Source organism: Paraburkholderia sp. J63, from assembly GCF_905220245.1.
Lineage (GTDB): Bacteria > Pseudomonadota > Gammaproteobacteria > Burkholderiales > Burkholderiaceae > Paraburkholderia.
Map to the genome: position 1 here is coordinate 67,098 of NZ_CAJMZF010000006.1, position 24,616 is coordinate 91,713.

The 24,616-nt window shown below is 64.1% G+C and carries 21 protein-coding genes; 18 read left to right on the forward strand and 3 right to left on the reverse strand.

All coding sequences use genetic code 11. The annotated features are described in order from the left end of the window. Positions 1-439: 439 nt before the first annotated feature. The 4 genes from U5775_RS08915 to U5775_RS08930 all read left to right on the forward strand — a co-directional run bounded on the left by U5775_RS08915 (position 440) and on the right by U5775_RS08930 (position 4,197). On the forward strand, positions 440-1,174 hold the full coding sequence (locus U5775_RS08915; RefSeq protein ID WP_322057765.1) for a ribonuclease activity regulator RraA: 735 nt from the start codon (positions 440-442) through the stop codon (positions 1,172-1,174). Positions 1,175-1,240: 66 nt separating this feature from the next. Further along, the gene (locus U5775_RS08920; RefSeq protein WP_322057766.1) at positions 1,241-2,164 is read left to right on the forward strand and encodes an aldose epimerase; all 924 of its coding nucleotides are present in this window, start codon (positions 1,241-1,243) and stop codon (positions 2,162-2,164) included. A gap of 123 nt (positions 2,165-2,287) precedes the next feature. Then, positions 2,288-2,977, forward strand: coding sequence for a FadR/GntR family transcriptional regulator (locus tag U5775_RS08925; protein WP_322057767.1), 690 nt, complete (start codon positions 2,288-2,290; stop codon positions 2,975-2,977). A gap of 110 nt (positions 2,978-3,087) precedes the next feature. Beyond that, entirely contained in the window at positions 3,088-4,197 is a 1,110-nt protein-coding gene (locus U5775_RS08930; RefSeq protein WP_322057768.1) for an alpha/beta hydrolase, read from the forward strand. 114 nt (positions 4,198-4,311) lie between these two features. Here the strand turns inward: U5775_RS08930 and phaP are convergent, their stop codons facing one another. Next, positions 4,312-4,872 (reverse strand): TIGR01841 family phasin, encoded by a 561-nt coding sequence (phaP, locus tag U5775_RS08935; RefSeq protein WP_322057769.1) that lies wholly within the window; start codon positions 4,870-4,872, stop codon positions 4,312-4,314. 638 nt (positions 4,873-5,510) lie between these two features. Here phaP and U5775_RS08940 point away from each other — a divergent pair. From U5775_RS08940 to U5775_RS08960, 5 genes are all read left to right on the forward strand, one after another. Further along, positions 5,511-6,974, forward strand: coding sequence for a catalase (locus U5775_RS08940; protein ID WP_322057770.1), 1,464 nt, complete (start codon positions 5,511-5,513; stop codon positions 6,972-6,974). 346 nt (positions 6,975-7,320) lie between these two features. After that, entirely contained in the window at positions 7,321-7,935 is a 615-nt protein-coding gene (locus U5775_RS08945; RefSeq protein ID WP_322057771.1) for a cytochrome b, read from the forward strand. Positions 7,936-7,953: 18 nt separating this feature from the next. Then, positions 7,954-9,438: a glycosyltransferase family 2 protein gene (locus U5775_RS08950; protein WP_322057772.1), complete on the forward strand. Its 1,485-nt coding sequence runs from the start codon at positions 7,954-7,956 to the stop codon at positions 9,436-9,438. A 115-nt stretch (positions 9,439-9,553) separates the two neighbouring features. Next, positions 9,554-11,257: an acid phosphatase gene (locus U5775_RS08955; RefSeq protein ID WP_322057773.1), complete on the forward strand. Its 1,704-nt coding sequence runs from the start codon at positions 9,554-9,556 to the stop codon at positions 11,255-11,257. Between the two features lie 592 nt (positions 11,258-11,849). After that, a complete protein-coding gene (locus U5775_RS08960) occupies positions 11,850-13,256 on the forward strand; it encodes a sugar efflux transporter (protein WP_322057774.1) in 1,407 nt (468 codons plus the stop codon). Positions 13,257-13,318: 62 nt separating this feature from the next. Here U5775_RS08960 and U5775_RS08965 read toward each other — a convergent pair whose 3' ends face one another. Further along, positions 13,319-13,798, reverse strand: coding sequence for a hypothetical protein (locus U5775_RS08965; protein ID WP_322057775.1), 480 nt, complete (start codon positions 13,796-13,798; stop codon positions 13,319-13,321). A gap of 744 nt (positions 13,799-14,542) precedes the next feature. On the opposite strand from U5775_RS08965, the gene U5775_RS08970 reads away from it, so the two are divergent. The 5 genes from U5775_RS08970 (at position 14,543) to cyoD (ending at position 20,308) form a co-directional block, all read left to right on the forward strand. Next, positions 14,543-16,090, forward strand: a complete 1,548-nt coding sequence (locus U5775_RS08970; RefSeq protein ID WP_322057776.1) for an NADH-quinone oxidoreductase subunit M — start codon at positions 14,543-14,545, stop codon at positions 16,088-16,090. 349 nt (positions 16,091-16,439) lie between these two features. Then, entirely contained in the window at positions 16,440-17,327 is an 888-nt protein-coding gene (gene cyoA, locus U5775_RS08975) for a ubiquinol oxidase subunit II (RefSeq protein WP_322057777.1), read from the forward strand. 6 nt (positions 17,328-17,333) lie between these two features. After that, positions 17,334-19,367 carry a cytochrome o ubiquinol oxidase subunit I gene (gene cyoB, locus U5775_RS08980; RefSeq protein WP_322057778.1) on the forward strand — a complete coding sequence of 678 codons (2,034 nt, stop codon included), beginning with the start codon at positions 17,334-17,336 and terminating at the stop codon, positions 19,365-19,367. Beyond that, on the forward strand, positions 19,367-19,978 hold the full coding sequence (gene cyoC / locus U5775_RS08985) for a cytochrome o ubiquinol oxidase subunit III (protein ID WP_028218810.1): 612 nt from the start codon (positions 19,367-19,369) through the stop codon (positions 19,976-19,978). Before cyoB ends, cyoC begins: the two co-directional genes overlap by 1 nt. Further along, complete coding sequence (cyoD, locus tag U5775_RS08990) at positions 19,979-20,308, forward strand: cytochrome o ubiquinol oxidase subunit IV (protein ID WP_322057779.1); 330 nt, start codon at positions 19,979-19,981, stop codon at positions 20,306-20,308. It begins immediately after the preceding gene. A 124-nt stretch (positions 20,309-20,432) separates the two neighbouring features. Here the strand turns inward: cyoD and U5775_RS08995 are convergent, their stop codons facing one another. Further along, the gene (locus U5775_RS08995; RefSeq protein ID WP_322057780.1) at positions 20,433-21,083 is read right to left on the reverse strand and encodes an SGNH/GDSL hydrolase family protein; all 651 of its coding nucleotides are present in this window, start codon (positions 21,081-21,083) and stop codon (positions 20,433-20,435) included. Positions 21,084-21,212: 129 nt separating this feature from the next. Here U5775_RS08995 and U5775_RS09000 point away from each other — a divergent pair, with 129 nt between their 5' ends. The 4 genes from U5775_RS09000 (at position 21,213) to U5775_RS09015 (ending at position 24,586) form a co-directional block, all read left to right on the forward strand. After that, positions 21,213-21,815, forward strand: a complete 603-nt coding sequence (locus tag U5775_RS09000) for a TetR/AcrR family transcriptional regulator (protein ID WP_322057781.1) — start codon at positions 21,213-21,215, stop codon at positions 21,813-21,815. A 216-nt stretch (positions 21,816-22,031) separates the two neighbouring features. Continuing rightward, positions 22,032-22,715, forward strand: coding sequence for a type 1 glutamine amidotransferase domain-containing protein (locus tag U5775_RS09005; RefSeq protein ID WP_322057782.1), 684 nt, complete (start codon positions 22,032-22,034; stop codon positions 22,713-22,715). 416 nt (positions 22,716-23,131) lie between these two features. Continuing rightward, entirely contained in the window at positions 23,132-24,229 is a 1,098-nt protein-coding gene (locus tag U5775_RS09010; protein ID WP_322057783.1) for an NADH:flavin oxidoreductase/NADH oxidase, read from the forward strand. Between the two features lie 57 nt (positions 24,230-24,286). Further along, positions 24,287-24,586, forward strand: a complete 300-nt coding sequence (locus U5775_RS09015) for a putative quinol monooxygenase (protein ID WP_322057784.1) — start codon at positions 24,287-24,289, stop codon at positions 24,584-24,586. Positions 24,587-24,616 lie beyond the last annotated feature (30 nt).

A 24,616-nucleotide genomic window follows, 5' to 3' on the forward strand; every position in this document is an offset into this window, starting at 1 on the left:
GCAAGCGGTTGCTGCTGGAAGTTGTCTGCGTGTGCTCGCCGGCAGTGCGCTGGCCGCGTTGTCATGCGGCTGGGCACGGGTGCTGCCGCTTTAATACCGGGTGTGCCTGTTTTCCGTTCCTCGGCATGTAAGACATCATTCTATTTGCGCTAAAGTTGTAAAGCAAATATTGTGTCGATGGGGATTTCCCTGGGCGTGCACGCGAGTTGTCCCAGGCGTCTGCTTCTTGAACCATAACGGGCGGGGGCACGCACGAGCATTCACGTCTATGTCTTTTGGGCAGGGTAGCTTGCTGGATGACAGTTCCGCAGCGGAAGAATAGCGGGCTGGTTGACAATCCTCTTGTTGTATTACAACAATGCTGACGTTGCGCTCGACAAGTGATCGAGCGGCCTGCCCGCGTGATCCCCGCGCACCCCGAAAAAACGGACGAGACACGATGAACTCCCCCGCCATTGCCGTAAGCGTTCAAGCGCTCGAACAACTGAGCCATGTTTCCACCGCGACGCTGACCACCCAGCTCTTCAAGCACGGGCTGCGTAACGTCTTCATGCAAGGCGTGAAGCCGCTCGCCGCGCCGGCACCCGGCGCGCCCAATCTCGTTGGCCCGGCCTTTACGATGCGCAACATCCCGGCGCGCGAGGACCTCGATCAGCTGAGCGCGTTCCAGAACCCCGAGCATCCGCAGCGCAAGGGCGTCGAGACCGTGCCGGCCGGCGCCGTCCTCGTGCAGGATTGCCGTGGCGTGACCGACGCCGCGTCGATGGGATCGATCCTCGCCACGCGCATGCGGGTGCGCGGCGTGGCCGGCATGGTGTCGGACGGCCCCGTGCGCGACAGCGCGACCATTGCCACCCGCGGTCTGCCGGTCTTCTGCGCGGGCGCTTCGGCGCCGCTCAATTTGTGCCGGCATCACACGGTCGATCTGAACGTGCCCATCGGCTGCGGCGGCGTGGCCGTGTATCCAGGTGACATCATCGTCGGCGACGCCGACGGCGTGGTCGTGATCCCGCTTCATCTGGTCGAATCGGTGGCGCAGGCGGCTTCGGAACAGGAGGAACTCGAGCGCTTCATCACCGAGCGCATCGAGGCGGGCGCGGCGCTCCCCGGCACCTATCCGCCGAACGAGGCGACGCTGGCCGCTTACGCCGAATGGAAGAAAGCGCGTAGCTGAACACAGGGTCGCGCGCACGGTGACGCATCAGGCCGTGTCGAATTTTTTCTCTTTTTCCGATACGAAATGACGAAGTTTCAGGGGCAGGACGTCATCGAAATCGTGCGCGGCGGCTCGCGCCTGCTGGTGGCGCCGCAAGCGGGCGGACGGCTGCTCTCGTGGCATTTGCACGGCGCGCCGATCATCCACTGGCCCGATGCGGCCGACTGGTGCCAGCCCGCGCTGGTGCGTGGCGGCAACCCGCTGCTGTTTCCTTTCATCGCACGTCATCGTGTGGATGGGCGCATCGGCTTCTGGCGCGACGCGCAGCGCGTAGTGCGCGAAGTGCCCATGCACGGTTTCGCGCGCGACCTTCCATTTGACGCGCAGGTCGATCGGCACGGCGACGGCGTGCGCATGACGTTGACCGATAACGAGGCGACACGCGCGGGCTACCCATTCCGCTTTCGCTTCGAAGCCGTTTATCGACTCGTGGACGAAGCGACGCTAGATGTCGAACTGATCACGACGAATACGGCAGCAGCCGATGCGCGCGACGCCTGTATGCCGTACTACGCGGGCCATCATTTCTATTTCGCGTTGCCGTATACGCAGCGCGGCGAGGCGACGCTCGCACTGCCGCGCAACGTGTACCGGCATCAGTTGACGGACGGCACGACGACTGCGCCCGAGGCCGGTGCCGCGCGCTACACGTTCGGCGATCCGCAAATCGTCGACCGGTTTCACTGCCTCGAAGGCGAGCCGGCGGGTCCGGTGCGCATCGAGATGCCTACGCTGCGGCGCGCCGTCGAAATCGATCTGCGCCGCCCCGGCTCGGTACCCTGGTACGCCGTGACGTCGTGGACGCTCGCGCCCGATTCGGACTTCTATTGCGTCGAGCCATGGCTCGGCTTGCCCGACGCGATTCACAACGGCCTCGGCCTGCGCTGGCTGGAACCGGGGCAGACAGAGACGGCTTCGTTGCGCATCGGCGTGAGCGTGCTCGACTGAGGGGCGATGCAGGTGCGTTCTGGCTCACGGGAGGCCGCGCGGCCGGGCCAATGCGCTCAATGCTTGCGCCGTATGACTTACAATCCAGGACATACCTGACAACCCACCGCGTAGCACCTCACCATGTCTGAGCAAAAAGCGCCGAATATGCCGGCGCGGATTTACAGCGACATCCTGAACCGCATCATCGAAGGCGAATACAAGGAAGGGGAGCGGCTGCCGACCGAGCACATGCTCGCGGAGCGCTTCGCGACCTCGCGTCCCACCGTGCGCGAAGCGCTCGCGCAATTGCGTGCGGATGGCATCATCGCCACGCGCCACGGCTCGGGAACGACGGTCATGCGCCGGCCCGACCCGGACGTGCGCCGTTTCGCGCCGCTTGAAACGTTGTCGGACATCCGGCGTTGCTATGAGTATCGCGTGGTGGTCGAATCGGGCGCGGCGGCGCTCGCGGCGCAGAAGGCCGATGACGACGACATCGCCGTGATCCGCCGCGAATGGGATAACCTCCAGACCATCGTCGAAACGTCGGGCATTGGCGCGAAGGACGACTTCGCCTTTCATATGGCCGTCGCCCGCGCTTCGAAGAACCAGTTCTTCATCACCGCGCTCTCGGGCATCCAGGAGCAGATGGTGTTCAGCATGAACCTCTCGCGCAATCTCTCGCTCGTGAAATCCATCGAGCGGCAGCGCATCGTGCAGCAGGAGCACCTCGAAGTGCTGGAAGCGATTCAGGCGCGCGACGTACAGCGCGCGTCGCAGGCCATGCGCGACCATCTCGAACGTGCGGTCAGCCGCATGTTCGGCTCCTGATGGATTGAAGCCGGGCCGAACGGCGGGCGGCCAGGTTCGCGCAGTAACGCGCCTTTCGCGAAGTTTCCGCTTCGAACGATTTTTGCGTCGTATTTCCGAAGGGAAACATCATGGGTCCGATTCGGCCGCGCGGCCTCGCGCATGGGGATTCGCTCAGGACCAGACTGCTCGCCACGCTGACCGGGGCGCTGGCCGCCGCGCTGTTCGCCGCCCCGGCCTCGGCACGTCATGTTCCTGCGGCTCGTGCGCGCGCCGTCGCGATCATCGCCGATGCGCGCATGCCGATCGACACGCCTCAGGGGCACGGCGAGTTCGCGCTGGACATCAGCGCCGACTGGAGCACGCCGCAGCCGGACATCGTGCGCGCGGTGATCGTGCTGCACGGCCGCTTGCGCAACGCCGACGACTACTACCGCACGGCGCAGCGCGCCCGCACCGAGGCCGAAGCGGCGGGCCTGGATCCGGCCGGTACCTTGCTGATTGCCCCGCAATTTCTCTCGACCGTCGATACGCGAGCCCACGACGCGCCGCCCGACCTGCTGAGCTGGAATGACAACGCGTGGATGGGCGGGGCCGATGCCGTGACGGGCGCGCCAGTGAGCGCCTATGCGGTGCTCGACGTGATCGCACGCCGCCTCGCGGACAAACAGCGCTTTCCCAACCTGAAGACGATCGTGTTTGCGGGCCACTCGGGCGGCGCGCAGGTGCTGCAACGCTATGCGATCGCATCGGAAACGCCTGAGTCGCTTGAGAAACAGGGCATCGCCGTGCGTTTCGTGGTGGCGAGCCCATCGTCGTATGCGTACTTCGACGCGCTGCGGCCCGGCGCGGACCGCGCGCCTGCTACCTTCGACGCGGCGCGCTGCCCCGGCTTCGATACCTGGAAATACGGCATGGAGGCGCGGCCCGACTTCATGCTCGGGCGCACGCCCGCGCAGCTCGAAGCGCGGTACGCGCAGCGGCGCATCGTCTATCTCGTGGGCGGCGCGGACGACAATCCCGCCTCGGCCTCGCTCGACAAGACTTGCGCGGCGCAGGCGCAAGGGCCGCAGCGCCTCGCGCGGGCCCAGGGATTCTTCCGTTACATGCAAACGCGTCATCCGGCCGGGTTGAATCAGGAGTTTCATATCGTGCCAGGCGTGGGTCACGACGGCACGCGCATGCTCACTTCGCCCTGCGCGCTCAAGACGATGTTCGATATCGGAAACTGCGGTGGTTGAACACGGTGGCCAAAATGAAAAAGCGGGCTCCGCTCGCACGGATCCCGCTTTTTCAAAGACCGCGACGCCCTTCAGGGCGCCCGGTCGACAACGCCGTAGCGTTGCTCTGGCTCGTTACGCCGGCTGCTTGGCAGCGCGCGTGGCTTGAGCGGCAGCCTTCGACGCAGCCTTGGTGACCGCTTCGAAGTTGCTTTCGGCCATTTCGGCGGCTTGCTTGGCGGCCTTGTTCACCGATTCGTAGGCGCCTTGGGCAGCCGTGATCGCCGACTTGAATGCCGCGACGGCGCTTTCCGAGCCGGCGGGCGCGTTCTTCGCTGCGCTGTCGATGAGCGACTGCACGGCGTGCTGCTGCTGTTCGAACTGGCTTTGTGCGGCTTGCGCGAATTCCGTGTGCGCGGCCGAGACGATCGCGTAGACGGTGCGGCCATAGGCCAGCGCCTTGTCGGCGGCCGGCTGGGCGAAGCCTGCCTGCAGGGCGAAGAAGCCTTGCGGATCCTTGGCCGACAGCGTGCGCTGGGCATGTTCCTGGCCTTCGGCGATAGCGGCGCGGGCCGTTTCGATGTTCAGCTCGGCGAGCTTGACTGCGCCTTCGAACGCCTTGTTCGTAAGGCCGAAGAGCGCTTCGAGACCGGCTTTCTGGGTGGCGGCGAATTGTTCGGGGGTAGGCAGAGTCATGTCGTCGTTCCTGAGGGTGGACCGCTACGCGTCGGTTCCGTTACGAAAAAAGGAAAACTTTCTATCGATCACCGGTTCGCGTATTGGTGCGATGCAGCAATCGAGTTCATGATATCTCAAAACAAAGCTGTGTCAATAACTTTTTTGTGCGTCGCAACATTTCAGTAAACGCTTGATTCGCATTGGGAAATCAAGCCGGGGCAAGAGTGCAGTGAAAGCGCCTTGCGGCGCAAGGAATTTCCTATGCGAAACGCATGGACCAGGAGCTCGTTTCCGGATTTTCCTTAACGAAACTCATCGGCTAAACCCGGCGCGACTCATCGGTTCAGGCGCCGCGTACCCGCATGTTCCATCCGCTCCGGCCGCTCGCGCGCGCCCATTGCGCTAGGCTGAACCGCTCAAGCGCAGCCTGTTGCGGCTGAGTGCACAATGGGCGCTCCCCGGCGCGGCGGGCAGCGCGCCGGGGCGTCCCCCCATCGAGCCGCGACGCCAGCAACGGCGCGCGCCGGATCTGGCGAGCGCGGCTTTACATCGGACCGGAATCATCGTTGCGGGACCAGAGCAGGGGCCCGGCATGGGCCGGAGCCAAAGCTCGCTCTGGTCGACGCGCTAATTCCGGTCGACACAGGAGATGTGAAATGGCTGATTCCAGCGGGAAGTCTCTCGGCAAATCCACGACGAGCACCGGTGCGCCGGCCGTCAGCGACCGCAACTCTCTGACGATCGGTCCGGATGGCCCGGTCCTGTTGCACGACGTGCATTTTCTCGAGCAGATGGCGCACTTCAACCGCGAGAAAGTGCCGGAGCGGCAGCCGCATGCGAAGGGCGCGGGCGCCTTCGGCGAGCTCAAGGTCACGGAGGACGTCTCGAAGTACACGAAAGCGGCTTTGTTCCAGAAGGGGGCGAGCACCGAAGTGCTGGCCCGTTTCTCGACGGTCGCGGGCGAGATGGGCAGCCCGGACACGTGGCGCGACGTGCGCGGATTTTCGCTGAAGTTCTATACGACCGAAGGCAATTACGATCTGGTCGGCAACAATACGCCGGTGTTCTTCGTGCGCGATCCGATGAAGTTCCCGCACTTCATCCGCAGCCAGAAACGTCTGCCCGATTCGGGCCTGCGCGACAGCCACATGCAATGGGACTTCTGGACCAACAATCCGGAATCGGCGCACCAGGTGACCTATCTGATGGGCGAGCGCGGGCTGCCGAAAACATGGCGCCATATGAACGGATATGGTTCGCATACCTACATGTGGGTCAACGCCCAAGGCGAGAAGTTCTGGGTCAAGTACCACTTCCATACGCAACAGGGCATGCAGTTCTTCACCAACGCCGAAGCAGAGGCCATGGCGGGCCGCGACGCCGATTTCCACCGCCGCGATCTCTTCGAGGCGATCCAGCGCGGCGAACATCCGTCGTGGACGGTTTCCGTGCAGGTCATGCCCTATGCCGACGCCAGGACTTATCGCTTCAATCCGTTCGATCTCACCAAGACCTGGTCGCACAAGGACTATCCGCTCATCAAGGTCGGCACGATGACGCTCAATCGCAACCCGGAGAACTTCTTCGCGCAGATCGAGCAGGCGGCGTTCTCGCCGGGCAACACGGTGCCGGGCATCGGCCTGTCGCCGGACAAGATGCTGCTGGGCCGCGCGTTCGCCTATAACGATGCGCAGCGCGCGCGCATCGGCACGAACTTCCATCAGTTGCCGGTGAATCGTCCCAAAGTGCCCGTGCAGACCTATATGTTCGACGGCAATATGGCGTACGAGCATAGCGGCAGCGCGCCGACCTACGTGCCCAACAGCGGCGGGCGTCCGTGGGCCGACCAGACTGGTGCTGCCGAAGACGGCTGGGAATCCGATGGCGAAATGGTGCGCAGTGCCTATACGCTGCATGCCGAAGACGACGATTTCGGCCAGCCGGGCGATCTCGTGCGCAGCGTTTTCAACGACAAGCAGCGCGCGCTGCTTGTCGAGCAGGTAGTGGCGAGCCTGAACGGCGTGCGCAGCCCGGTGCGCGAGCGCGTATTCGAATACTGGAAGAATATCGACGCCAACGTCGGAAGCCAGATCGAGGAAATTGCCGGCAGCAGTAAGTAAATATCGTATTTGCCGCGTCGTTATTGCGCGGATCGCATTAATGCGCCGATCGCGCCGGGCGGCGCGCGCATGGAGTGGGAGAGCCGGAGCGATGCCTGTGTATCGCTCCGGTTTTTTATTGGCGCCCTGCGCAGCGCGCTTCTGCATGGCACAAGGGGAGGGCGCATAATGCGCGGATCGCCCTGCGGGCAGCGCCCGGACGCCATGCCCGTGCCCGCAGGTTCCGCACTGGCGCCCTACCGGCGCAACGCCGCTTCAGGCGATCTGTGCAGTCCGCATTGCGCGCGAGGGAATAAATCGGTCGCGCGATGCGTTATTCCAAACTGAAACGTTACGGCACGCTCACGTGAAAACGCCCCTTTCCGCTGAACCCGGTTTCGAGACCCTGGCTCCCGCGCAGAAATACACGCGCGTCGCTGTGCTATTGCACTGGTCGATCGCCTTGCTGATCCTCGCCAACGTCGCGCTCGGCCTCACTGCCGCGCTGTTGCCTGACGGTACGCTTTCGGACGAGTCGATCCGCTTCGTCATCGACACGCACAAATCCATCGGCATTACCGTGCTCGGTCTCGCGATCCTGCGCGTGTTGTGGCGCCTCACGCACCAGCCGCCGCCGCTGCCCGCCGAGTTCCCTTCATGGGAGCGCACGGCGGCGCACGCCGCGCATATCGCGCTGTACGTGCTCATCTTCGCGATGCCGCTCTCGGGCTGGCTGCACGACTCCGCGTGGGTGGCCGCCGCTTCGCATCCGATGTATCTGTTCGGCCTCTTTCAGTGGCCGCGCATCGGCTTCATCATGAATCTCGATCCCGCGACCAAGAACCAGTTGCACGATCAGTTCGGCGCGCTGCATACGGCGTGCAGCTACGCGCTTTACGGCGTGCTCGCGCTGCACGTTGCGGGCGCGCTCAAGCATCAATGGATCGATCGTCATTCGGTGCTGCGCCGGATGATGCCGTAACCCCCCAAAAGGACTGTCTTGAACGATTCGCTCGACCAGGTGCTCGCCCGCACGTCGCCACGCCTCTCGCCGGTGCGCACGCCCATTGCCAGCATCGCGATTCATCTCAGTGTGATGGTGCTCTGGTGCGTGCTGTTTGCGCGCGCATTCTTTCTGCAAGGCGTGCTCGCGTGGTCGACCGGTATTGCCTATGTGATCTACGACACGCTGCTGCTCGTGTTCGTGGCGTGGCAGGCGCGCGTGCTGCTGCGTCCCGCCGGCGCGGGAACTCTTCCGGATGCTTCGGCTTTGCCGGGTTCAACGCCGATTTCACAGCCAAGCCTCGGCGTGATCGTCGCCGCGCATAACGAGGCGGCTGTGCTGCCGATCACGCTCGACGCGCTGTTCGCGCAGACACGCGCCCCGCAGCAGATCGTGATTGCCGACGACGGTTCGAGCGACGGCACCGCGGCGCTGCTTGCGCAGCGTTACGGCCTGGTCGATCCCGGCGAAGGGTGCCTGAGCCTGCCTTCGCCTGGGTATCCTGATCTGCGCTGGCTGAAGCTGCCGCACGGCGGCAAGGCGCGCGCGCTCAATGCGGCGCTCGGCGCGATCCGGACCGATGCGGTGATGACCGTCGATGCCGACACCTTGCTCGAACCCGACGCCTGCGCCGCGATGGCCGACGCGTTTGGCCGCGAGCCCGCGCTCGTGGCGGCGGCGGGGCTGCTCACGCCGGTCTGCGGCACCTCGCCGAGCGGGCGCTTTTTTCAGTGGTTCCAGACCTACGAGTACATTCGCAATTTCATCTCGCGCTTCGCCTGGATGCGCGCGGACAGCTTGCTGCTCGTCTCCGGCGCATTCGCCGCGTTTCGGCGCGATGCGGTGATGGCCGTGGGCGGTTTCGATCCCCATTGCCTTGTAGAGGATTACGAACTGATTCACCGGCTGCGGCGCCACTCGGCCTGCGAAGGGCTCGGCTGGGACGTGCGCGTGATCGGCGCCGCCCGCGCCCGCACCGACGCGCCCGGCACGCTCGCGAGCTTCCTGCGGCAGCGCCGCCGCTGGTTCGCGGGCTTTTTGCAGACCCAGTACTGGTATCGCGACATGACCGGCAATCGCCGCTACGGCAAGCTCGGGCTCATGATGCTGCCGGTGAAGGCGTTCGACACCGTGCAGCCCATCTACGGCCTCACGGCGTTCGCGCTGCTGCTAGGCTTCCTCTTCGACGGACGCTTCACGATCGTGCTGCCGGTGCTCGCGGTGATCGTCGGGAAGATCGTGATCGACCTCGCGTTCCATTTGTTTTCCGTGCATCTGTACCGGCGCTGGAGCGGGGATCGCGCGAGCTCCAGCTTTGGCATGGCGCTGCTGGCGGCAATCTTCGAACCGTTTTCGTTCCAGCTGATGCGTCACGCCGGCGCCGCGCTCGGCTGGCTTCATTTTCTGCTCGGGCGTCGCAAGTGGGGCGTGCAGCAGCGCACCGGCCTCGGCACCACTCAGGGGAGCGGGACGGCGGTGTAGCCGCGCTCCGGCGCGCAGCGGCGCTCGCAGCGCGGCCCGCGCAAGGTATCCTCCTTCCGTGACAAGCAAAGCGCGAGCATTCGCGCGTTCTTCGACCGGACCAAGGAGCAAGCCGATGGAGCAAGACGACTCGAACGTACCGGACCCGCAAGGCAAAGACGAAACGCCCGAGCGCCGCGGCCCCGACGACCCCGGCCGCCGGCGCGTGCTAGGCGGGATCGCCGCGGTTGGCGTGGGACTCGCGCTCGGCGGCTGCCAGTCGCCCGAGCAGGCAGCGGGCGCGGCGCCACGCAGCGCCGGCGACACGCGCCTTGACGCGGCGCTGCGCGACCAGGTGCGCCACATCGTCGTGATCTACGCGGAGAACCGCAGCTTCGTCAATCTCTACGGCAATTTCCCGGGCGTGCAGACGCCGCTTTCCGGCGTGCCCGCAGAGCGCTACACGCAACGCGATCGCGACGGCGAGACGCCGCTCGCGCAGTTGCCGAAGATTTGGGGCGGCCTGGTTCCGCAGGCACAGGAGCTCGACGGCCAACGCTACATGATCGGCGAGCAGGCCATTACCGGCCTCGCGAACCGGCCGTTTCGCATCGTAGACGCGCAGGGCCATCCGTTGCCGAACGGAATCATTACGCGCGATCTCATCCATCGCTTCTACCAGAACCAGATGCAGATCAACGCGGGCCGCAACGACCAGTTCGCCGCGTGGGGCGATTCGGGCGGCCTCGTGATGGGCTATTACGAAAATTCCGCCGAGACGCTGCGGCTCTGGAAACTCGCGCAGCAATACACGCTTTGCGACAATTTCTTCATGGCGGCGTTCGGCGGCTCCTGGCTCAACCACATCTATCTGATTTCCGCGCAGGCGCCGTACTATCCCGACATTCAGTCGAGCCCGGCGAAGCATCTGGTCTCCGTGCTCGAAGGCGACGATCCGCTCGGCACGCGCCTGAAGCTCGCGCCCAATTGTCCGCCCTCGGCGCTAGGTGGCCCGCCGAAATTCGTAAACGACGGCCTCTTCACGCCCGACGGCTACGCGGTCAACACGATGGCGCCGCCGTATCAGCCGAGCAACGTGCGGGCCGCCGAGGACGGCAATCCCGCGTGGGCCGATCCCGCCAATCCGCGCGTGATGCCGCCGCAAACCTATGCGACGATCGGCGACCGGCTCTCGGCGAGGGGCGTCGACTGGGCCTGGTACAGCGGCGCCTGGCAGTACGCGCTCGACCATCGCGATACCGGCGCCGTGCCCGACTTCCAGTATCACCATCAGCCGTTCAACTACTTCGCCAACTACGCGCCGGGCACGGCGGCGCGCGCACGGCATTTGCGCGACGCGGGCCTCGGCGACGATCCGGCCACGAACCGCCTGCTCGCCGACATCGACGCGCAACGGCTGCCCGCCGTCACCTTCTACAAGCCGCAGGGCAACCTGAACATGCACGCGGGCTACGCCGACGTGGCGTCGGGCGACCGTCACATCGCCGCCGTGATCGAGCATCTGCAGCGCAGCCCGCAGTGGGCGAACACGGTGATCGTGATGACGCACGACGAGAACGGCGGCTGGTGGGATCCGGTCGCACCGCCGCAGGGCGACCGCTGGGGGCCGGGCTCGCGCATCCCGGCGCTCGTGATCGCGCCGTTCGCGAAGAAGGGCTACGTGGACCACACGTTCTACGACACCAACTCGATCCTGCGCTTCATCAGCCGCGTGCACGGACTCGCGCCGCTCGACGGCGTGGCGTCGCGCGACCGCGCCTTCGCCACGCGGGGGCAGACGCCGCCCGGTGATCTCACGGGTGCGCTCAATCTGGCGTGAGGTCGTGTCGATGGCGGGGCGGGCGCGTGGGCAGCAGCCACGAAACGCGCTCGCCCCTTCGCATCTCCCGACGTCGGCGCGCGGGTTGCTTATTGGAAACGCAGTTGCCGCTTCCGTGACTGAATCGATGAACTATCCGTCCGATCAATGAGTTGGCGCGATCCCCAGGCGGTTATCAACAGAGTTGTCCAATAAAACTGTGGACAACTTTTTTGCGCAAAATTTGTGCACCCGCCGTGACTTCCGTGAACTTGCTGTTTCCGATCAGGGACTTGGCGTGGATGTCCCAAGGTTGCCCACAAGGCTATCAACGAAATCTGTGGACAAGCCCGGCGCCGCGTTTCGTATCCGCGGCAAATCTGCTGCATTCGGAAACGGCGTGGACAATCCGATACGTATCAGATACTTGCCGCAGTCGTCCCAAGGTTACGCACAGGCCTCTCAACAAAATCTGTGGATAGCGCATCCAGATGCTGACACGCCCGCCAACCGCCTTGCGCGACGCTCGGCTTCCGCCCGATAATCGCCTTCGATACGCCTGACTCGCGACGCCTCATGCGTTGCGGCTTCTCCTTCCCCTCTGCGTCGCGCCGTGCTCAAGAACTCGCGCTTTGTCGGTCTTCTGCGTATTCCCGGTTTTTTGCCGCTTGCCGGCGCCACCCTGATGCTGGGCGTGGCGATGTCGTTCACCGCACCCTATCTGTCCTTGTTCGGCGTCGAACGTGCCGGCATGACGCCGTTCCGGCTCGGTGTGTTCATGACCGCGATCGCGGCGAGCGGCGTGATCGCGAGCACGGCGGCCGGGCGCTGGAGCGACGCCACCGGCAAGCATCGGCCGCTGCTGCTCGCCTCGCTTTGCGCGGCCACGCTCGGCTATCTGTGCTTGTGCGTCGTGCGCGACTACCGCTTGCTGCTCGCAGTGGGCATCGCGTTCATCGGCGCGGGCGGCTGCGCGCTCTCGCTCGTGTTCTCGTTCAGCCGCGCGGCATTGCCGGCCGCCGACGACGCCGAGCGCACCTTCGCGAGCGCCACGCTGCGCACGATATTATCGGCGGCCTGGGTGTTCGGGCCCGCGGTCGGCGCGCTGGTGCTCGCGGCGACCAGCTTCTACGGGCTCTTCCTGTTCGCCGCGGCGAGCTTTGCCGCATGCGGCACGATCGTCTGGCGCATGCGCGAGCCGCGCCAGGACGAACACGCCACGCAGCATCTGATGACGCGCCCCACGGCAGGGGAGGCCGTACAGGATGCCGAAGCGGCCGTGACGCACTACGAAGGGCAACCGCTCACCCAGGCCGAAGTGCTGCCCGCCGTGAAGCAGCGCGTGCACGTGAGCGCGCCCGACGTCTCTCAGGCCGACATCATGCGCGCGGTGGTTGCGCTCACACTGATCGGCCTGGCCGCCAACGCGACGATGATCGTGCTGCCGCTCTATATCGTGCACGGTCTTCAGGGCACGCGCATCGACGTCTCGATCATGCTCGGGCTGGGCGCGCTCATGGAAATTCCGATGATGCTCGCGCTCGGCGCGAAGGCGTCGCGCCTGCACAAGTTGAACTGGCTCGCCGCCTGCGCGGTCGTGCACGCGGTGTATTTCGTGTCGATGTCGGCGGCGCCCGGCGTGCACGCGCTCATTCCCATGCAGATCCTCAACGCCTTCGTGGTGGCCGTCACGTCGTGTCTCGGCATGACCTATGTGCAGGATCTGATGCCCGAATCGCCGGGACGCGCCACGGCGCTGTTCTTCAACGCCTCGCGGCTGGGCTCGATTCTTTCGGGCGTGCTTTCGGGCCTGCTCGTGCAGGCGTTCGGGTATCGCGGCACGTTCCTGTTCTGTGCCGTGCTCGCGCTCTGCGCGCTCGTATTGTTCGCGGTGCCGGGCGAGCTCTATCCGAAGATGGCGAGCGCCGTGCGGCGCTACGTGAGGGCGCGTCTCGAAGCGCGCCCGGGACGCGCGCGGAGCACGAAGGAGCGCGCCGATATGCCTGGCGATCCTGATTAATTGCCCGGGAACGAAAAACCGCACAATGGCTGCGCGGCCTCGAAGCATTCAGGGCATGGACTTCAGTGCATGTACGTGACGCGGCGCGTGCGATAGCTGAGCCGCAGGCCCGCGTCGAGCAGCGCGATGGCGAACCAGCGCGCCGTCTTGAGCATGCCGCTCACGCTGGGCATGGGCAGCCAGTCGTTGAGCAGTTGCACGGCGGCCTCGCTGCGCGTCGATTGCAGCAGGGCGATCACCTGCAGCAGCGAGCCCTCGTCCTTCGCCAGTTCCGACGCGCAGCGGCAGCGCGTATCGAGCGGGCGGCACGAGGCGCGGCAGAGGTTGGCCATCAGCAGGTCGAAGTAGCCAATGCCGTCCACGGCGAGCCCGGCCTCGGCGAGCACGCCGCGCCAGTTCTCGGCCTTGCCGTAGGCGTCGCAGTGCGGACGCAGCCAGGTGCGCACCGCGCGCAGCACAGTTTGCTCGGCGCTGTCCGGGTGCTGGACGAAGGTTTCGTCTATCAGCGTGTCGTTTCTCGCGAATGGGGTGGTCGGGTTCATGGAGCCTCCTTCGGGCGGAGTGGCTTCATAGTGCAACAAATCATCAGTAAATGCAAATGATTCTCATTTGCTAATTGAGTCGAGCCAGGACTGGGGTCGCATCGTGAACCGATTACTGCCGCCCCGACCGCGCTGATCCCGTCTCGCGCCAGAAAGGACTCTTCCAGGCGGCCCGCTTAATTCGGGGGCCGGAAGGGGCTAAAGTGGCGCCATGCGTGTACCAGCGCCGCTGGCGCACCGTGAGAGTTGGCCCCGACCCCTGACCGGTCGGGGCTTTTTTTTGCACCGCGCAAACGGGCGCAGGGCGGGGCTGGCACGGTTCCTGGGGCCATGACGCGATGCATAAGTCATTGAAACGAAAGAAACAGGTAAGGTATTATTCGGGCCGCGCGGCGCGACTCCATGTCGCTCCTGGGGCCGCCCTGGACGTCTCAAGAGGCACTTTCGTGATCAAAAAAGATGTCCAGGGAGCAATTTGTTGTATTTCGACTTAGTACAGTTCTGAATAAAAACAATGACTTGCATCAATTTTTGATTCGACCCGTGTTGTTGCGCTGCAAAACTTTCGTATTCCGTTTACCCTCGTTAACCCTTGAACGTGTGTTGCATTTCGCCTCGTAGCTGACGAATACATTACAGCCTGTCTGGTCCGATTTTCACCCCACGTCAATCTTTCAAGTTGCTTGCGCATAAGTCCGTGCGCTGACGAAGCTATTCGCTCCGCATTTTTAAGGTCCCGTTGAAATGCAATCCGTTCCATTCCTGAGTCTGTCGATCTGGATTCCCATCCTGTTCGGCGTGGCAGTGCTGCGCGTCGGGTCGGATCGTCATCCGCAGCGTGCGCGCTGGCTCTCGCTGATCGGCTCCGTCGTCGGCCTGCTGGTGACGCTGCCGCTGGTCACAGGTTTCGACAACCATGCCGCCGGCATGCAGTTCGTCGAATTCCGCAACTGGCTGCCCGACTTCGGCGTGGCCTGGCGTCTCGGGATCGATGGCATTTCGATGTGGCTCGTCGTGCTCACCGCGTTCACCACGCTCGTGATCGTGATCGCCTCGTGGGCGTCGATCACGGTGCGCGTCGCCCAGTACTTCGGCGCGTTCCTGATCCTCTCGGGCCTGATGGTCGGCACCTTCGCGGCCACCGACGGCATGCTCTTCTTCGTGTTCTTCGAAGCGACGCTGATCCCGCTGTACCTGCTGATCGGCACGTGGGGCCACGCGCGCCGCAGCTACGCCGCCGTGAAGTTCTTCTTCTTCTCGCTGGCCGGCTCGCTGCTGATGCTGCTGTCGATGCTGTATCTCTACAGCCAGTCGCACACCTTCGACATGTCGGCGTGGCATAACCTCACGCTCGGCTTCGTTCCGCAGATCCTCGTCTTCATCGGCTTCTTCGCGGCCTTCGCGGTCAAGGTGCCGATGTGGCCGTTCCACACCTGGCTGCCCGACGTCCACCTCGAAGCGCCCACCGGCGCGACCGTGCTGATGGCGATGCTCAAGCTCGGCGGCTACGGCTTTCTGCGTTTCACGCTGCCGATCACGCCCGACGCCGCGCACTTCTTCGCGCCCGTGATCATCACGCTCTCGCTCGTGGCCGTGGTGTACTCGAGCCTGCTCGCGCTCGCGCAGACCGACATGACCAAGATGCTCGCGTACTCGACGGTTGCCCACATGGGCCTCGTGACGCTGGGCCTGTTCCTCTTCAACCAGATCGGCACCGAAGGCGCGATCGTGCAGATGATCTCGTACGGTTTCGTCTCCGGCGCGCTGCTGCTCTCCGTGGGCGTGCTGTTCGACCGTACGCACACGCGCACCATCTCGGCCTATGGCGGCGTCGCCAACGTGATGCCGCGCTACGCGACTTTCATGATGCTGTTCTGCATGGCCAACGTGGGCCTGCCGGGCACCTCGGGCTTCGTGGGCGAGTTCATGGTCATCATGGGCGCCGTTCGCGTGAACTTCTGGGTCGGCGCAATTGCCGCGACGACCGTCATTCTGAGCGCTGCGTACACCCTGTGGATGTACAAGCGCGTGATCTTTGGCGCTGTGGCGAACAAGAGCGTGGCAAAGCTGGCCGATCTCGGCCGCCGCGAAACGCTGATCTTCGCTTCGCTCGCAGCGCTGGTGCTGGCCGTGGGCCTCTATCCGAAGCCCATGACCGACGCGATCGAGCTCTCGGCGGCGAACCTCGTCACCCAGGCCGGTCGCACCAGGCAACCCGTCGAGGATGCCGCGCAAACGGAATCCGTGCGCACGGGCGCGGACGCTCGCGCCCCGCAGCATTCGCCGACGTAAGCAAGCAAGTGATCAGTAAGGAATGACGGCGCACCTGCGCGCCGCCCCGCCGTGAGGCGGCGCGGCGCGCGAGTGCGTCCAGAAGTTTTCGAATTTTGAGATTCGGAAAAAGCCGCTGCGGATCGATGTCAAGTGAGAAGCAGGGCACGACGTGCGTGTGTTCCCGAGGCGCGACAAACCTCGCGAACACATGCGACATAGTGTCTCAATTCTGTTTTGACAAAGATCATTTTCTGCGTTCATTGATTGTCTTCGATCAAAGCGGCTGTATGATTCGGGCGCGCTTCCTTTGTCAGTTGTCAGGGGATGTGTCCGGAACTATTCAATGAATGAATTTCAGGCAAACGTGATGAAAAGAACGACCTTGCAAAGGTTACTGCTTCCCGTCAGTGCCGGATTGGCCATGTGTCTTTCCGGATGCAAGATGGAGCTCCTTGATCCCAAAGGCAGCGTGGGCATGGCGGAAAAGTCGCTGATCGCGACCTCCACCTGGGCCATGCTGATCGTGGTGATCCCCGTGATCATCCTGACGCTGTGGTTCGCGTACCGCTACCGCGCAACGAACCGCAACGCCACCTACGCGCCGAAATGGTCGCACTCGACGGCCATCGAAGTCGTCGTCTGGACCGTCCCGACGCTGATCATTCTGTTCCTCGCCGTGCTCACGTGGAAAACCACGCACGAGCTCGACCCCTACAAGCCGCTTGAATCGAACGTCAAGCCGATCAACGTCGAAGTGGTCGCGCTGGACTGGAAGTGGCTCTTCATCTATCCGGACCTCGGTATCGCGACGGTGAACCAGCTGGCGGTGCCGGTCGGTACGCCCGTGAACTTCAGCATCACGTCCGACTCGGTGATGAACTCGTTCTTCATCCCGCAACTGGGCACCCAGGTCTACGCGATGGCGGGCATGCAGACGCGCCTGCACCTGATCGCAGACGAAGCCGGCGACTACGCGGGCCTCTCGGCGAACTTCAGCGGCAAGGGCTTCTCGGACATGAAGTTCCGCACGATCGCAACGAACCAGCAAGACTTCGACGCATGGGTCCAGAAGGTCAAGGCGTCCTCGACGTCGCTCTCGATGGACCAGTACGCGACGGTCGCGAAGCCGAGCGAGAAGGCTCCTGTTGAGTACTTCTCGACGGTCGACCCGAAGCTCTTCAACAACATCATTGCGAAGTACAACAACGGCCACGTCACGAATTTCAGTGACCCGTCGTGCGTGACCAAGGGGTAAGCGGGCATGTTCGGAAAACTCACACTGGATGCCATTCCGTATCACGAGCCGATTATTGTCGGCACGATGATCGGCATGGCGCTGATCGGCGCCTTCGTGCTTGGGGGCGTCACTTACCTCGGTAAGTGGAAATATCTGTGGACCGAGTGGCTGACGAGCGTCGACCACAAGCGTCTGGGCGTGATGTACATCGTGCTCGCCCTCATCATGCTCGTGCGCGGCTTTGCCGACGCCATCATGATGCGCACCCAGCTCGCGCTCGCGTACAACGCGCCGGGCTATCTGCCGCCGCACCACTACGACCAGATCTTCACGGCGCACGGCGTGATCATGATCTTCTTCATGGCCATGGCCTTCATGGTCGGCCTGATGAACATCGTGGTGCCGCTGCAGATCGGCGCGCGCGACGTGGCGTTCCCGTTCCTGAACTCGCTGTCGTTCTGGATGACCGCGGTCGGCGCCATCCTGCTCATGATCTCGCTCGTCGTGGGTGAGTTCGCGATGACGGGCTGGCTCGCGTATCCGCCGCTTTCGGAGCTTGCATACAGTCCAGGGGTAGGCGTCGATTACTACCTGTGGGCGCTGCAGATCTCCGGTGTCGGCACGCTGCTGACCGGCGTGAACTTCTTCGTCACCATCATCAAGATGCGTGCCCCCGGCATGACGATGATGAAGCTGCCGGTGTTCACGTGGACGGCGCTGTGCACGAACGTGCTGATCATGGCCGCGTTCCCGGTCCTGACCGTCACGCTCGCGCTGCTCGGCCTCGACCGCTACCTCGGCATGCACTTCTTCACGAACGATGGCGGCGGTAACGCCATGCTGTACCTGAACCTGATCTGGGCCTGGGGTCACCCCGAGGTGTACATCCTGATCCTGCCGGCGTTCGGTATCTTCTCGGAAGTCGTTGCGACGTACGCGAAGAAGCCGCTGTTCGGCTACAAGGCGATGGTCTACGCGACCTGCGCGATCATGGTGCTGGCGTTCCTCGTGTGGCTGCACCACTTCTTCACGATGGGTTCGGGCGCCGACGTGAACGCGTTCTTCGGCATCGCCACGATGGTGATCTCGATCCCGACGGGCGTGAAGATCTTCAACTGGCTGTTCACGATCTACCGCGGCCGCCTCGAGTTCAACTCGTCGGTGCTGTGGACGCTCGGCTTCATGGTCACCTTCACCATCGGCGGCATGACCGGCGTAATGATGGCGATCCCGGGCGCGGACTTCGTGCTCCACAACTCGCTGTTCCTGATCGCTCACTTCCACAACGTGATCATCGGCGGCGTGCTGTTCGGCTATCTCGCCGGCATGAACTACTGGTTCCCGAAGGCGTTCGGCTTCAAGCTCAACGAGAAGCTCGGCAAGCGTGCATTCTGGTTCTGGCTCACGGGCTTCTATGTCGCGTTCACGCCGCTGTACGTGCTCGGCTTCATGGGCGCCACGCGTCGTCTGAACCACTACGACAATCCGGCATGGCATCCGTGGATGATCGTCGCCTGGTTTGGCGCCGTGCTCGTGCTGATCGGCATCGTGCACCAGTTCGCGCAGCTCTATGTGTCGATCCGCGACCGCAACCTGCCGGAAAACCGCGACCTGACGGGCGATCCGTGGGGTGGCCGTACGCTGGAGTGGGCGATCTCGTCGCCGCCGCCGTCGTATAACTTCGCAGTCATCCCGCACGTGAGCGAGCTCGACGAATTCGCGCACATGAAGGAAATGGGCCGCGAAACGCCGGACGTCGCGAACACGACGTACACCGACATCCACATGCCCTCGAACACGAGCGCTGGTTTGTTCATCGGCATGTTCAGCCTCGTGCTGGGCTTCGCAGGCATCTGGCACATCTGGTGGCTTGCCATCGCGGGCTTCGTCGGCATTCTCGCGACGGCCATCGGCTACAGCTTCCAGAAGAACGAAGGCTATTACATCCCGGCCGCCAAGGTCCGGGCCGACGAAGAAGCGCGCAACCGCGCACTGGTCAAGGCGTTCGCCGACAAGCAGCGCCGTGGCAAGGTTGAAGAAGCACTGGAGGCCAACTGATGTTGACGAATACAAGTGCGGCCGCACTCGCGGAGCACGATCACCACGATCACCCGCCGTCACACTCGGTGTTCGGCTTCTGGCTGTACCTGATGACGGACTGCATTCTGTTCGGCTCGCTGTTCGCAGTGTTCGCCGTGATGCAGAACCAGTTCGCGGGCGGCCCGACGGGCAAGGACCTGTTCGACATTCCGGGCGTCGCGATGGAAACGGCAGTGCTGCTGCTGTCGTCCATCACGTACGGCTTCGCGATGATCGGCGCGTACAAGAAGCGCACCGGCCAGGTGCTGTTCTGGCTGGCCGTCACGTTCCTGCTGGGCGCGACCTTCCTGTATTTCGAACTGCATGAATTCGCGCACCTGATCGAAGAAGGCGCGGGCCCGCAGCGCAGCGCGTTCCTCTCGTCGTTCTTCACGCTGGTGGCCACCCACGGTCTGCACGTGACGATGGGCATGATCTGGATGATCGTGCTGATGGTGCAGACCCTGAAGGCGCCGGAAATCGGCGAGCGCGAAATCCGCCGTCTGTCGTGCCTGAGCCTTTTCTGGCACTTTCTGGACATCGTCTGGATCTGCGTGTTCTCCTTTGTCTATCTTGCGAGCGTGATCTAAATGAGTGCTCATTCCATCCACGAAGAAGAAAGCCACGGCAGCCTCGGCGGCTATCTGGCAGGTTTCGTCCTGGCGGTGGTGCTCACGGCCGCTTCGTTCTGGCTCGTGCTGCATGGCGGCTTCTCGCGCGAAACCGCGCTGATCGGCCTCGCCGTGCTGGCAGTCGTGCAGATCCTCGTGCACCTCGTGTTCTTCCTGCACATGAACACGTCGTCGAGCCAGCGCTGGAACGTGACCGCGTTCACCTATACCGTGCTGACGGTGTTCATCATCGTCGGCGGTACGCTGTGGGTCATGCACAACGTCGGCATGAACATGATGTCGCGTTGATTTCCTGGCTGGCTGGATCCGGTGCCTGGCGCCGGACCCGGCAGTGAGGCAAACGCCGCCTGGGCTTCGGCCCGGCGGCGTTTTTCATTTGAGCGCGCGATTTCGCTTCGGAAACGGTTCGCCTCTAATCGCTGAAGCGCTGCCGCACGACTTCCGCGACCGCCTTGCCGAGCTTGTGGTGCTGATCGGCCTCGTAGTGCACGCCGTCGGTGGGGCTCACTTTGACGATTTCGCCGGCGTCGAGAAACGCCGAGCCGTGCTTCACGGCCACGCGCTCATAAAGCGGCGCGAGCAGGCGCGACCTGGCTGCGCCGCCCGTGAAAATTTCGCCGAGAAAACCCACCTCGTCGATCGGCGCTGGCGCCATCAGCAGGACGTGCGGTGTCGAGCCGCCGGGACCCGCGCGACAGGCCACGAGCGTTTCGAGCAGCACGTCGACCGAATGAGCGATATCGGCGGGCGTGACGGAAAAGCGTGCCTTGAGGTCGTTGGTGCCGAGCATGAGCACGACGATGTCGACAGGCAACTGACTCTCGAGGCACGGGCGCAGATACGCGTGACCATTCTTGTGACGGCCCTCGATCGGATCGTCGTGAACCGTGGTGCGCGCGGGCAGACCTTCCTCGATCACCTGCCATCCGTTGCCGAGCGCCGCGGCCAGCACGCCGGGCCAGCGGTCGGCGGGGTCGAAGCGCTCGAGCACGCCGGGCAGGTTGAGCGGCTTCGTGCCGTGGGTATTGGAATCGCCGTAACAGAGCAGGGTGCGTGACGACATGAGGGTCCCTCCAGATGGTGAGTTTCCGATGTGAAACGGCCGGGCGCGGCACAGGGCCCGCGCAAAGGCACTACGCTGAATGTGAGATTACTAGACGACTGGTCTATTCGGTCTGTAACATGGCAGCCCATGAACGCAGCGCCAGCCGTCGAAGTGCGGCAACACATCCTCGATACCGCCATGCCCATCTTGCTGGGCAAGGGCTTTTCGGCCGTGGGTCTCAATGAGATTCTCGCGGCCGCGGGCGTCCCCAAGGGGTCGTTCTATCATTATTTCGGCTCGAAAGAGGCGTTTGGCGAAGCGTTGCTGACCTCGTATTTCACCGAGTACGTGGAGCGCCTCGACGCGCAGCTCGCGAACGAGGCGGATACGCCGGCGATGCGGCTGATCGGTTATTTCGAGGCGTGGCGCACGATGCAATGCGCGGACGGTCCCGACGGCAAGTGTCTCGCGGTGAAGCTGGGCGCGGAGGTGAGCGACCTCTCGGAGTCGATGCGCGCGGTCCTGCGCCGCGGCACGGACGAGATCGTCGGGCGCATCGCCGCGTGCATCGAGGCGGGCCGGGCAGACGGTTCGCTTGCGGGGGGGAGCGATGCCGCCGTGACGGCGGCGACGCTCTACGAACTGTGGCTGGGCGCGACGCTGATGGAGAAGATCCGCCGCGACCGCAGCCCGCTCGACGCGGCCATGGCGGTGACGCGGCAGTTGTTGAACCTGCCGCCTGGCGATTGATCGAACGCCAATCGACGCAACGTAGCAGCGGGATGGCAGTGGAGTTCGTAGTGAAGCGGCGCCCTTGAACGGGCGCCATGCTTGAGGGCCGCGATGCGCGGCCAGTGACTAGACGACCGGTCTAATATCACGTGTGCGAGCGCGTGTGCGGCACGTCGTGCCGACTGGTTCAGCGGGCGTGCGAGCGCCCGGACATCACCGAAAAGAGGAACGCCGATGAAGGTATTGATCGTTTTGACTTCGCACGAAGACCTCGGCAACACGGGCAAGAAAACCGGTTTCTGGCTCGAGGAATTCGCGGCGCCCTACTACGCGCTGCGCGATGCGGGTGCGCAGATCACGCTGGCGTCGCCGAAGGGCGGCCAGCCGCCGCTCGACCCGAAGAGCAGCGACCCTTCGGCCCAGACCGATGCGACGCGCCGCTTCGACGCTGATCCCGCGGCGCGCGCCGAGCTTTCCCATACGAAACGTCTCGCCAACGTCGATGCAAATGAGTTCGACGCCGTGTTCTACCCAGGCGGCCACGGCCCGCTCTGGGACCTCGCCGAAGATCCGGTCTCGATCGCCTTGATCGAGAAGACGATCGCGGCGGGCAAGCCGGTCGCGACCGTGTGCCACGCGCCGGGCGTGCTGCGTCACGTGAAGGGCGCGGACGGTCAACCGCTGGTGGCGGGCAAGGCTGTCACCGGCTTTTCGAATAGCGAAGAAGCCGCTGTGCAGTTGACCGACGTGGTGCCGTTCCTCGTCGAGGACATGCTCAAGGAAAGCGGCGGCAAGTACACGAAGGGCGCCGATTGGGCGCCGCACGTCGTGACCGATGGGCTTCTCATCACGGGACAGAATCCGGCTTCGTCGGAGCCTGTAGCGGAGGCGTTGCTCGCGGCGCTGCGCGGCAAGTGAGCACGACTGGCCGCCGTCGCCTGCAATCGATGGCTGGTGGCGGCTAGTTCGGTCTCGAATCTTTCGGCCGGGCGCTCGGCGCATGCGTCGCGTCCGGTTGCTTCGCCGGTCTGCCAGTCGTGGGCCGGTGTTCACAGGGTGAAGGCGGCGGCAATCGCTGCCTTCGCTCCCGTCTAATCTCCATTTCCTTTCGGCAACGCCAGGCGCATGGCGCCTGGCGGTGGTTCGGCTGCGGTTTTGCGGCGGATTGGCGTAATGGCCGTCAGCCGCGAAGCAAAGTGCCGATACGAAATCCCGATTTCTTTAACCGACGCAGGCGCCGCGCGCGTTGCAGCTTGCGTCCACCGTAACCCTCACTCGCGAGACCGGAGTCAGCCGCTCGAGCGGCCACGCTGGTCGACACAGGAGAGCAGTAGATGTCTGCATTGTTCGAACCGTTCAAGCTCAAGGGCGTGTCCCTGCGCAACCGCATCGCCGTTCCGCCGATGTGCCAGTACATGGCCGTCGACGGCATGATCAACGACTGGCATCACGTCCACTATGCGCAAATCGCGCGTGGCGGCGCGGGTCTCGTGATCGTCGAAGCCACGGCGGTTTCGCCGGAAGGCCGCATCACGCCGGGCTGCACGGGCCTCTGGAACGACGAGCAGGCCCAGGCCCTGGCGCCGACGGTTGCGGCGATCAAGGCGGCCGGCGCCGTGCCGGGCATCCAGATCGCGCACGCGGGCCGCAAGGCGAGCGCGAATCGTCCGTGGGAAGGCGACGACCATATTGCCGAAGGCGATGCGCGCGGCTGGCAGACGATCGCGCCGTCGGCGATCGAGTTCGGCGCGCATCTGCCCAAGGTCCCGCGCGCAATGACCCTCGACGACATCGCCCGCGTGCGCGAGGACTTCGTCGCGGCGGCGAAACGTGCGCTCGACGCCGGTTTCGAATGGCTCGAACTGCACTTCGCGCACGGCTATCTCGGCCAGAGTTTCTTTTCGGAGCATTCGAACCAGCGCGACGACGCCTATGGCGGCAGCCTCGAAAATCGCAGCCGTTTCCTTCTGGAAACGCTGGCTGCGGTGCGCAAGGTCTGGCCGGAGCATTTGCCGCTGACCGCGCGCTTCGGCGTAATCGAATACGATGGCCGCGACGAACAAACGCTTGCCGAGTCGATCGAACTGGCCAAGGGCTTCAAGCGCGAAGGGCTCGACATGCTGAGCGTGAGCGTGGGTTTCTCCACGCCGGCCGCGCGGATTCCCTGGGCGCCGGCGTTTCTCGCGCCGATCGCGCAGAAGGTGCGCCGCGCCGCGGGTCTGCCGGTATCGTCGGCTTGGGGTATCGGCACGCCGGAGCTGGCCGAGCGTAGCGTCGCTTCGGAGCAACTGGATCTGGTGATGGTGGGCCGCGCGCATCTTGCGAATCCGCATTGGCCGTACTTCGCCGCACAGGAGTTGAAGGTCGAGCGCGCCGCGTGGACGCTCCCCGCACCCTACGCGCATTGGCTCGAACGCTACAAGGTTGGCTAAGCAGGGCGATGGGTAATATTGCCCATCGGCAATTTCGTTGACGATAAGGAAATATCGATGAGCATCTATCTCTTTGCGAGCCTCACGCCGAAGCCAGAACACGTTGCCGATGTCGAAGCGGAACTGCGCCATATGGTGGCGCAGACGCGCAAGGAAGCGGGCAATCGCCGCTACGACTTGCTGCGTCGCGCGGACGGCGCGCCGGGCTTTTATATCTACGAAACTTACGTGGACGAAGCGGCCGTGCAGGCGCATCGCGAGAGCGCGCATTACGTGGCGTTCCGCGGCAAGATTGGCGGCTGGCTGGCCGAACCGGTCGACGTGAAGGTCCTGACGGGCGTGGATATCGCGGGATAAAGCAACATATCTGGCCAGATGCGTCGGCCA

Coding starts and splice junctions, on each gene's coding strand:
- U5775_RS08995 (WP_322057780.1), bottom strand. CDS start 21,083: ATGTCGTCACGCACCCTGCTCTGTTACGGCGATTCCAATACCCACGGC.
- U5775_RS08940 (WP_322057770.1), top strand. CDS start 5,511: ATGGCTGATTCCAGCGGGAAGTCTCTCGGCAAATCCACGACGAGCACC.
- U5775_RS08925 (WP_322057767.1), top strand. CDS start 2,288: ATGTCTGAGCAAAAAGCGCCGAATATGCCGGCGCGGATTTACAGCGAC.
- U5775_RS08920 (WP_322057766.1), top strand. CDS start 1,241: ATGACGAAGTTTCAGGGGCAGGACGTCATCGAAATCGTGCGCGGCGGC.
- cyoD (WP_322057779.1), top strand. CDS start 19,979: ATGAGTGCTCATTCCATCCACGAAGAAGAAAGCCACGGCAGCCTCGGC.
- U5775_RS08955 (WP_322057773.1), top strand. CDS start 9,554: ATGGAGCAAGACGACTCGAACGTACCGGACCCGCAAGGCAAAGACGAA.
- U5775_RS08930 (WP_322057768.1), top strand. CDS start 3,088: ATGGGTCCGATTCGGCCGCGCGGCCTCGCGCATGGGGATTCGCTCAGG.
- U5775_RS09010 (WP_322057783.1), top strand. CDS start 23,132: ATGTCTGCATTGTTCGAACCGTTCAAGCTCAAGGGCGTGTCCCTGCGC.
- U5775_RS08965 (WP_322057775.1), bottom strand. CDS start 13,798: ATGAACCCGACCACCCCATTCGCGAGAAACGACACGCTGATAGACGAA.
- U5775_RS08915 (WP_322057765.1), top strand. CDS start 440: ATGAACTCCCCCGCCATTGCCGTAAGCGTTCAAGCGCTCGAACAACTG.
- U5775_RS09005 (WP_322057782.1), top strand. CDS start 22,032: ATGAAGGTATTGATCGTTTTGACTTCGCACGAAGACCTCGGCAACACG.
- cyoB (WP_322057778.1), top strand. CDS start 17,334: ATGTTCGGAAAACTCACACTGGATGCCATTCCGTATCACGAGCCGATT.
- phaP (WP_322057769.1), bottom strand. CDS start 4,872: ATGACTCTGCCTACCCCCGAACAATTCGCCGCCACCCAGAAAGCCGGT.
- cyoC (WP_028218810.1), top strand. CDS start 19,367: ATGTTGACGAATACAAGTGCGGCCGCACTCGCGGAGCACGATCACCAC.
- cyoA (WP_322057777.1), top strand. CDS start 16,440: ATGAAAAGAACGACCTTGCAAAGGTTACTGCTTCCCGTCAGTGCCGGA.
- U5775_RS09000 (WP_322057781.1), top strand. CDS start 21,213: ATGAACGCAGCGCCAGCCGTCGAAGTGCGGCAACACATCCTCGATACC.
- U5775_RS08970 (WP_322057776.1), top strand. CDS start 14,543: ATGCAATCCGTTCCATTCCTGAGTCTGTCGATCTGGATTCCCATCCTG.
- U5775_RS09015 (WP_322057784.1), top strand. CDS start 24,287: ATGAGCATCTATCTCTTTGCGAGCCTCACGCCGAAGCCAGAACACGTT.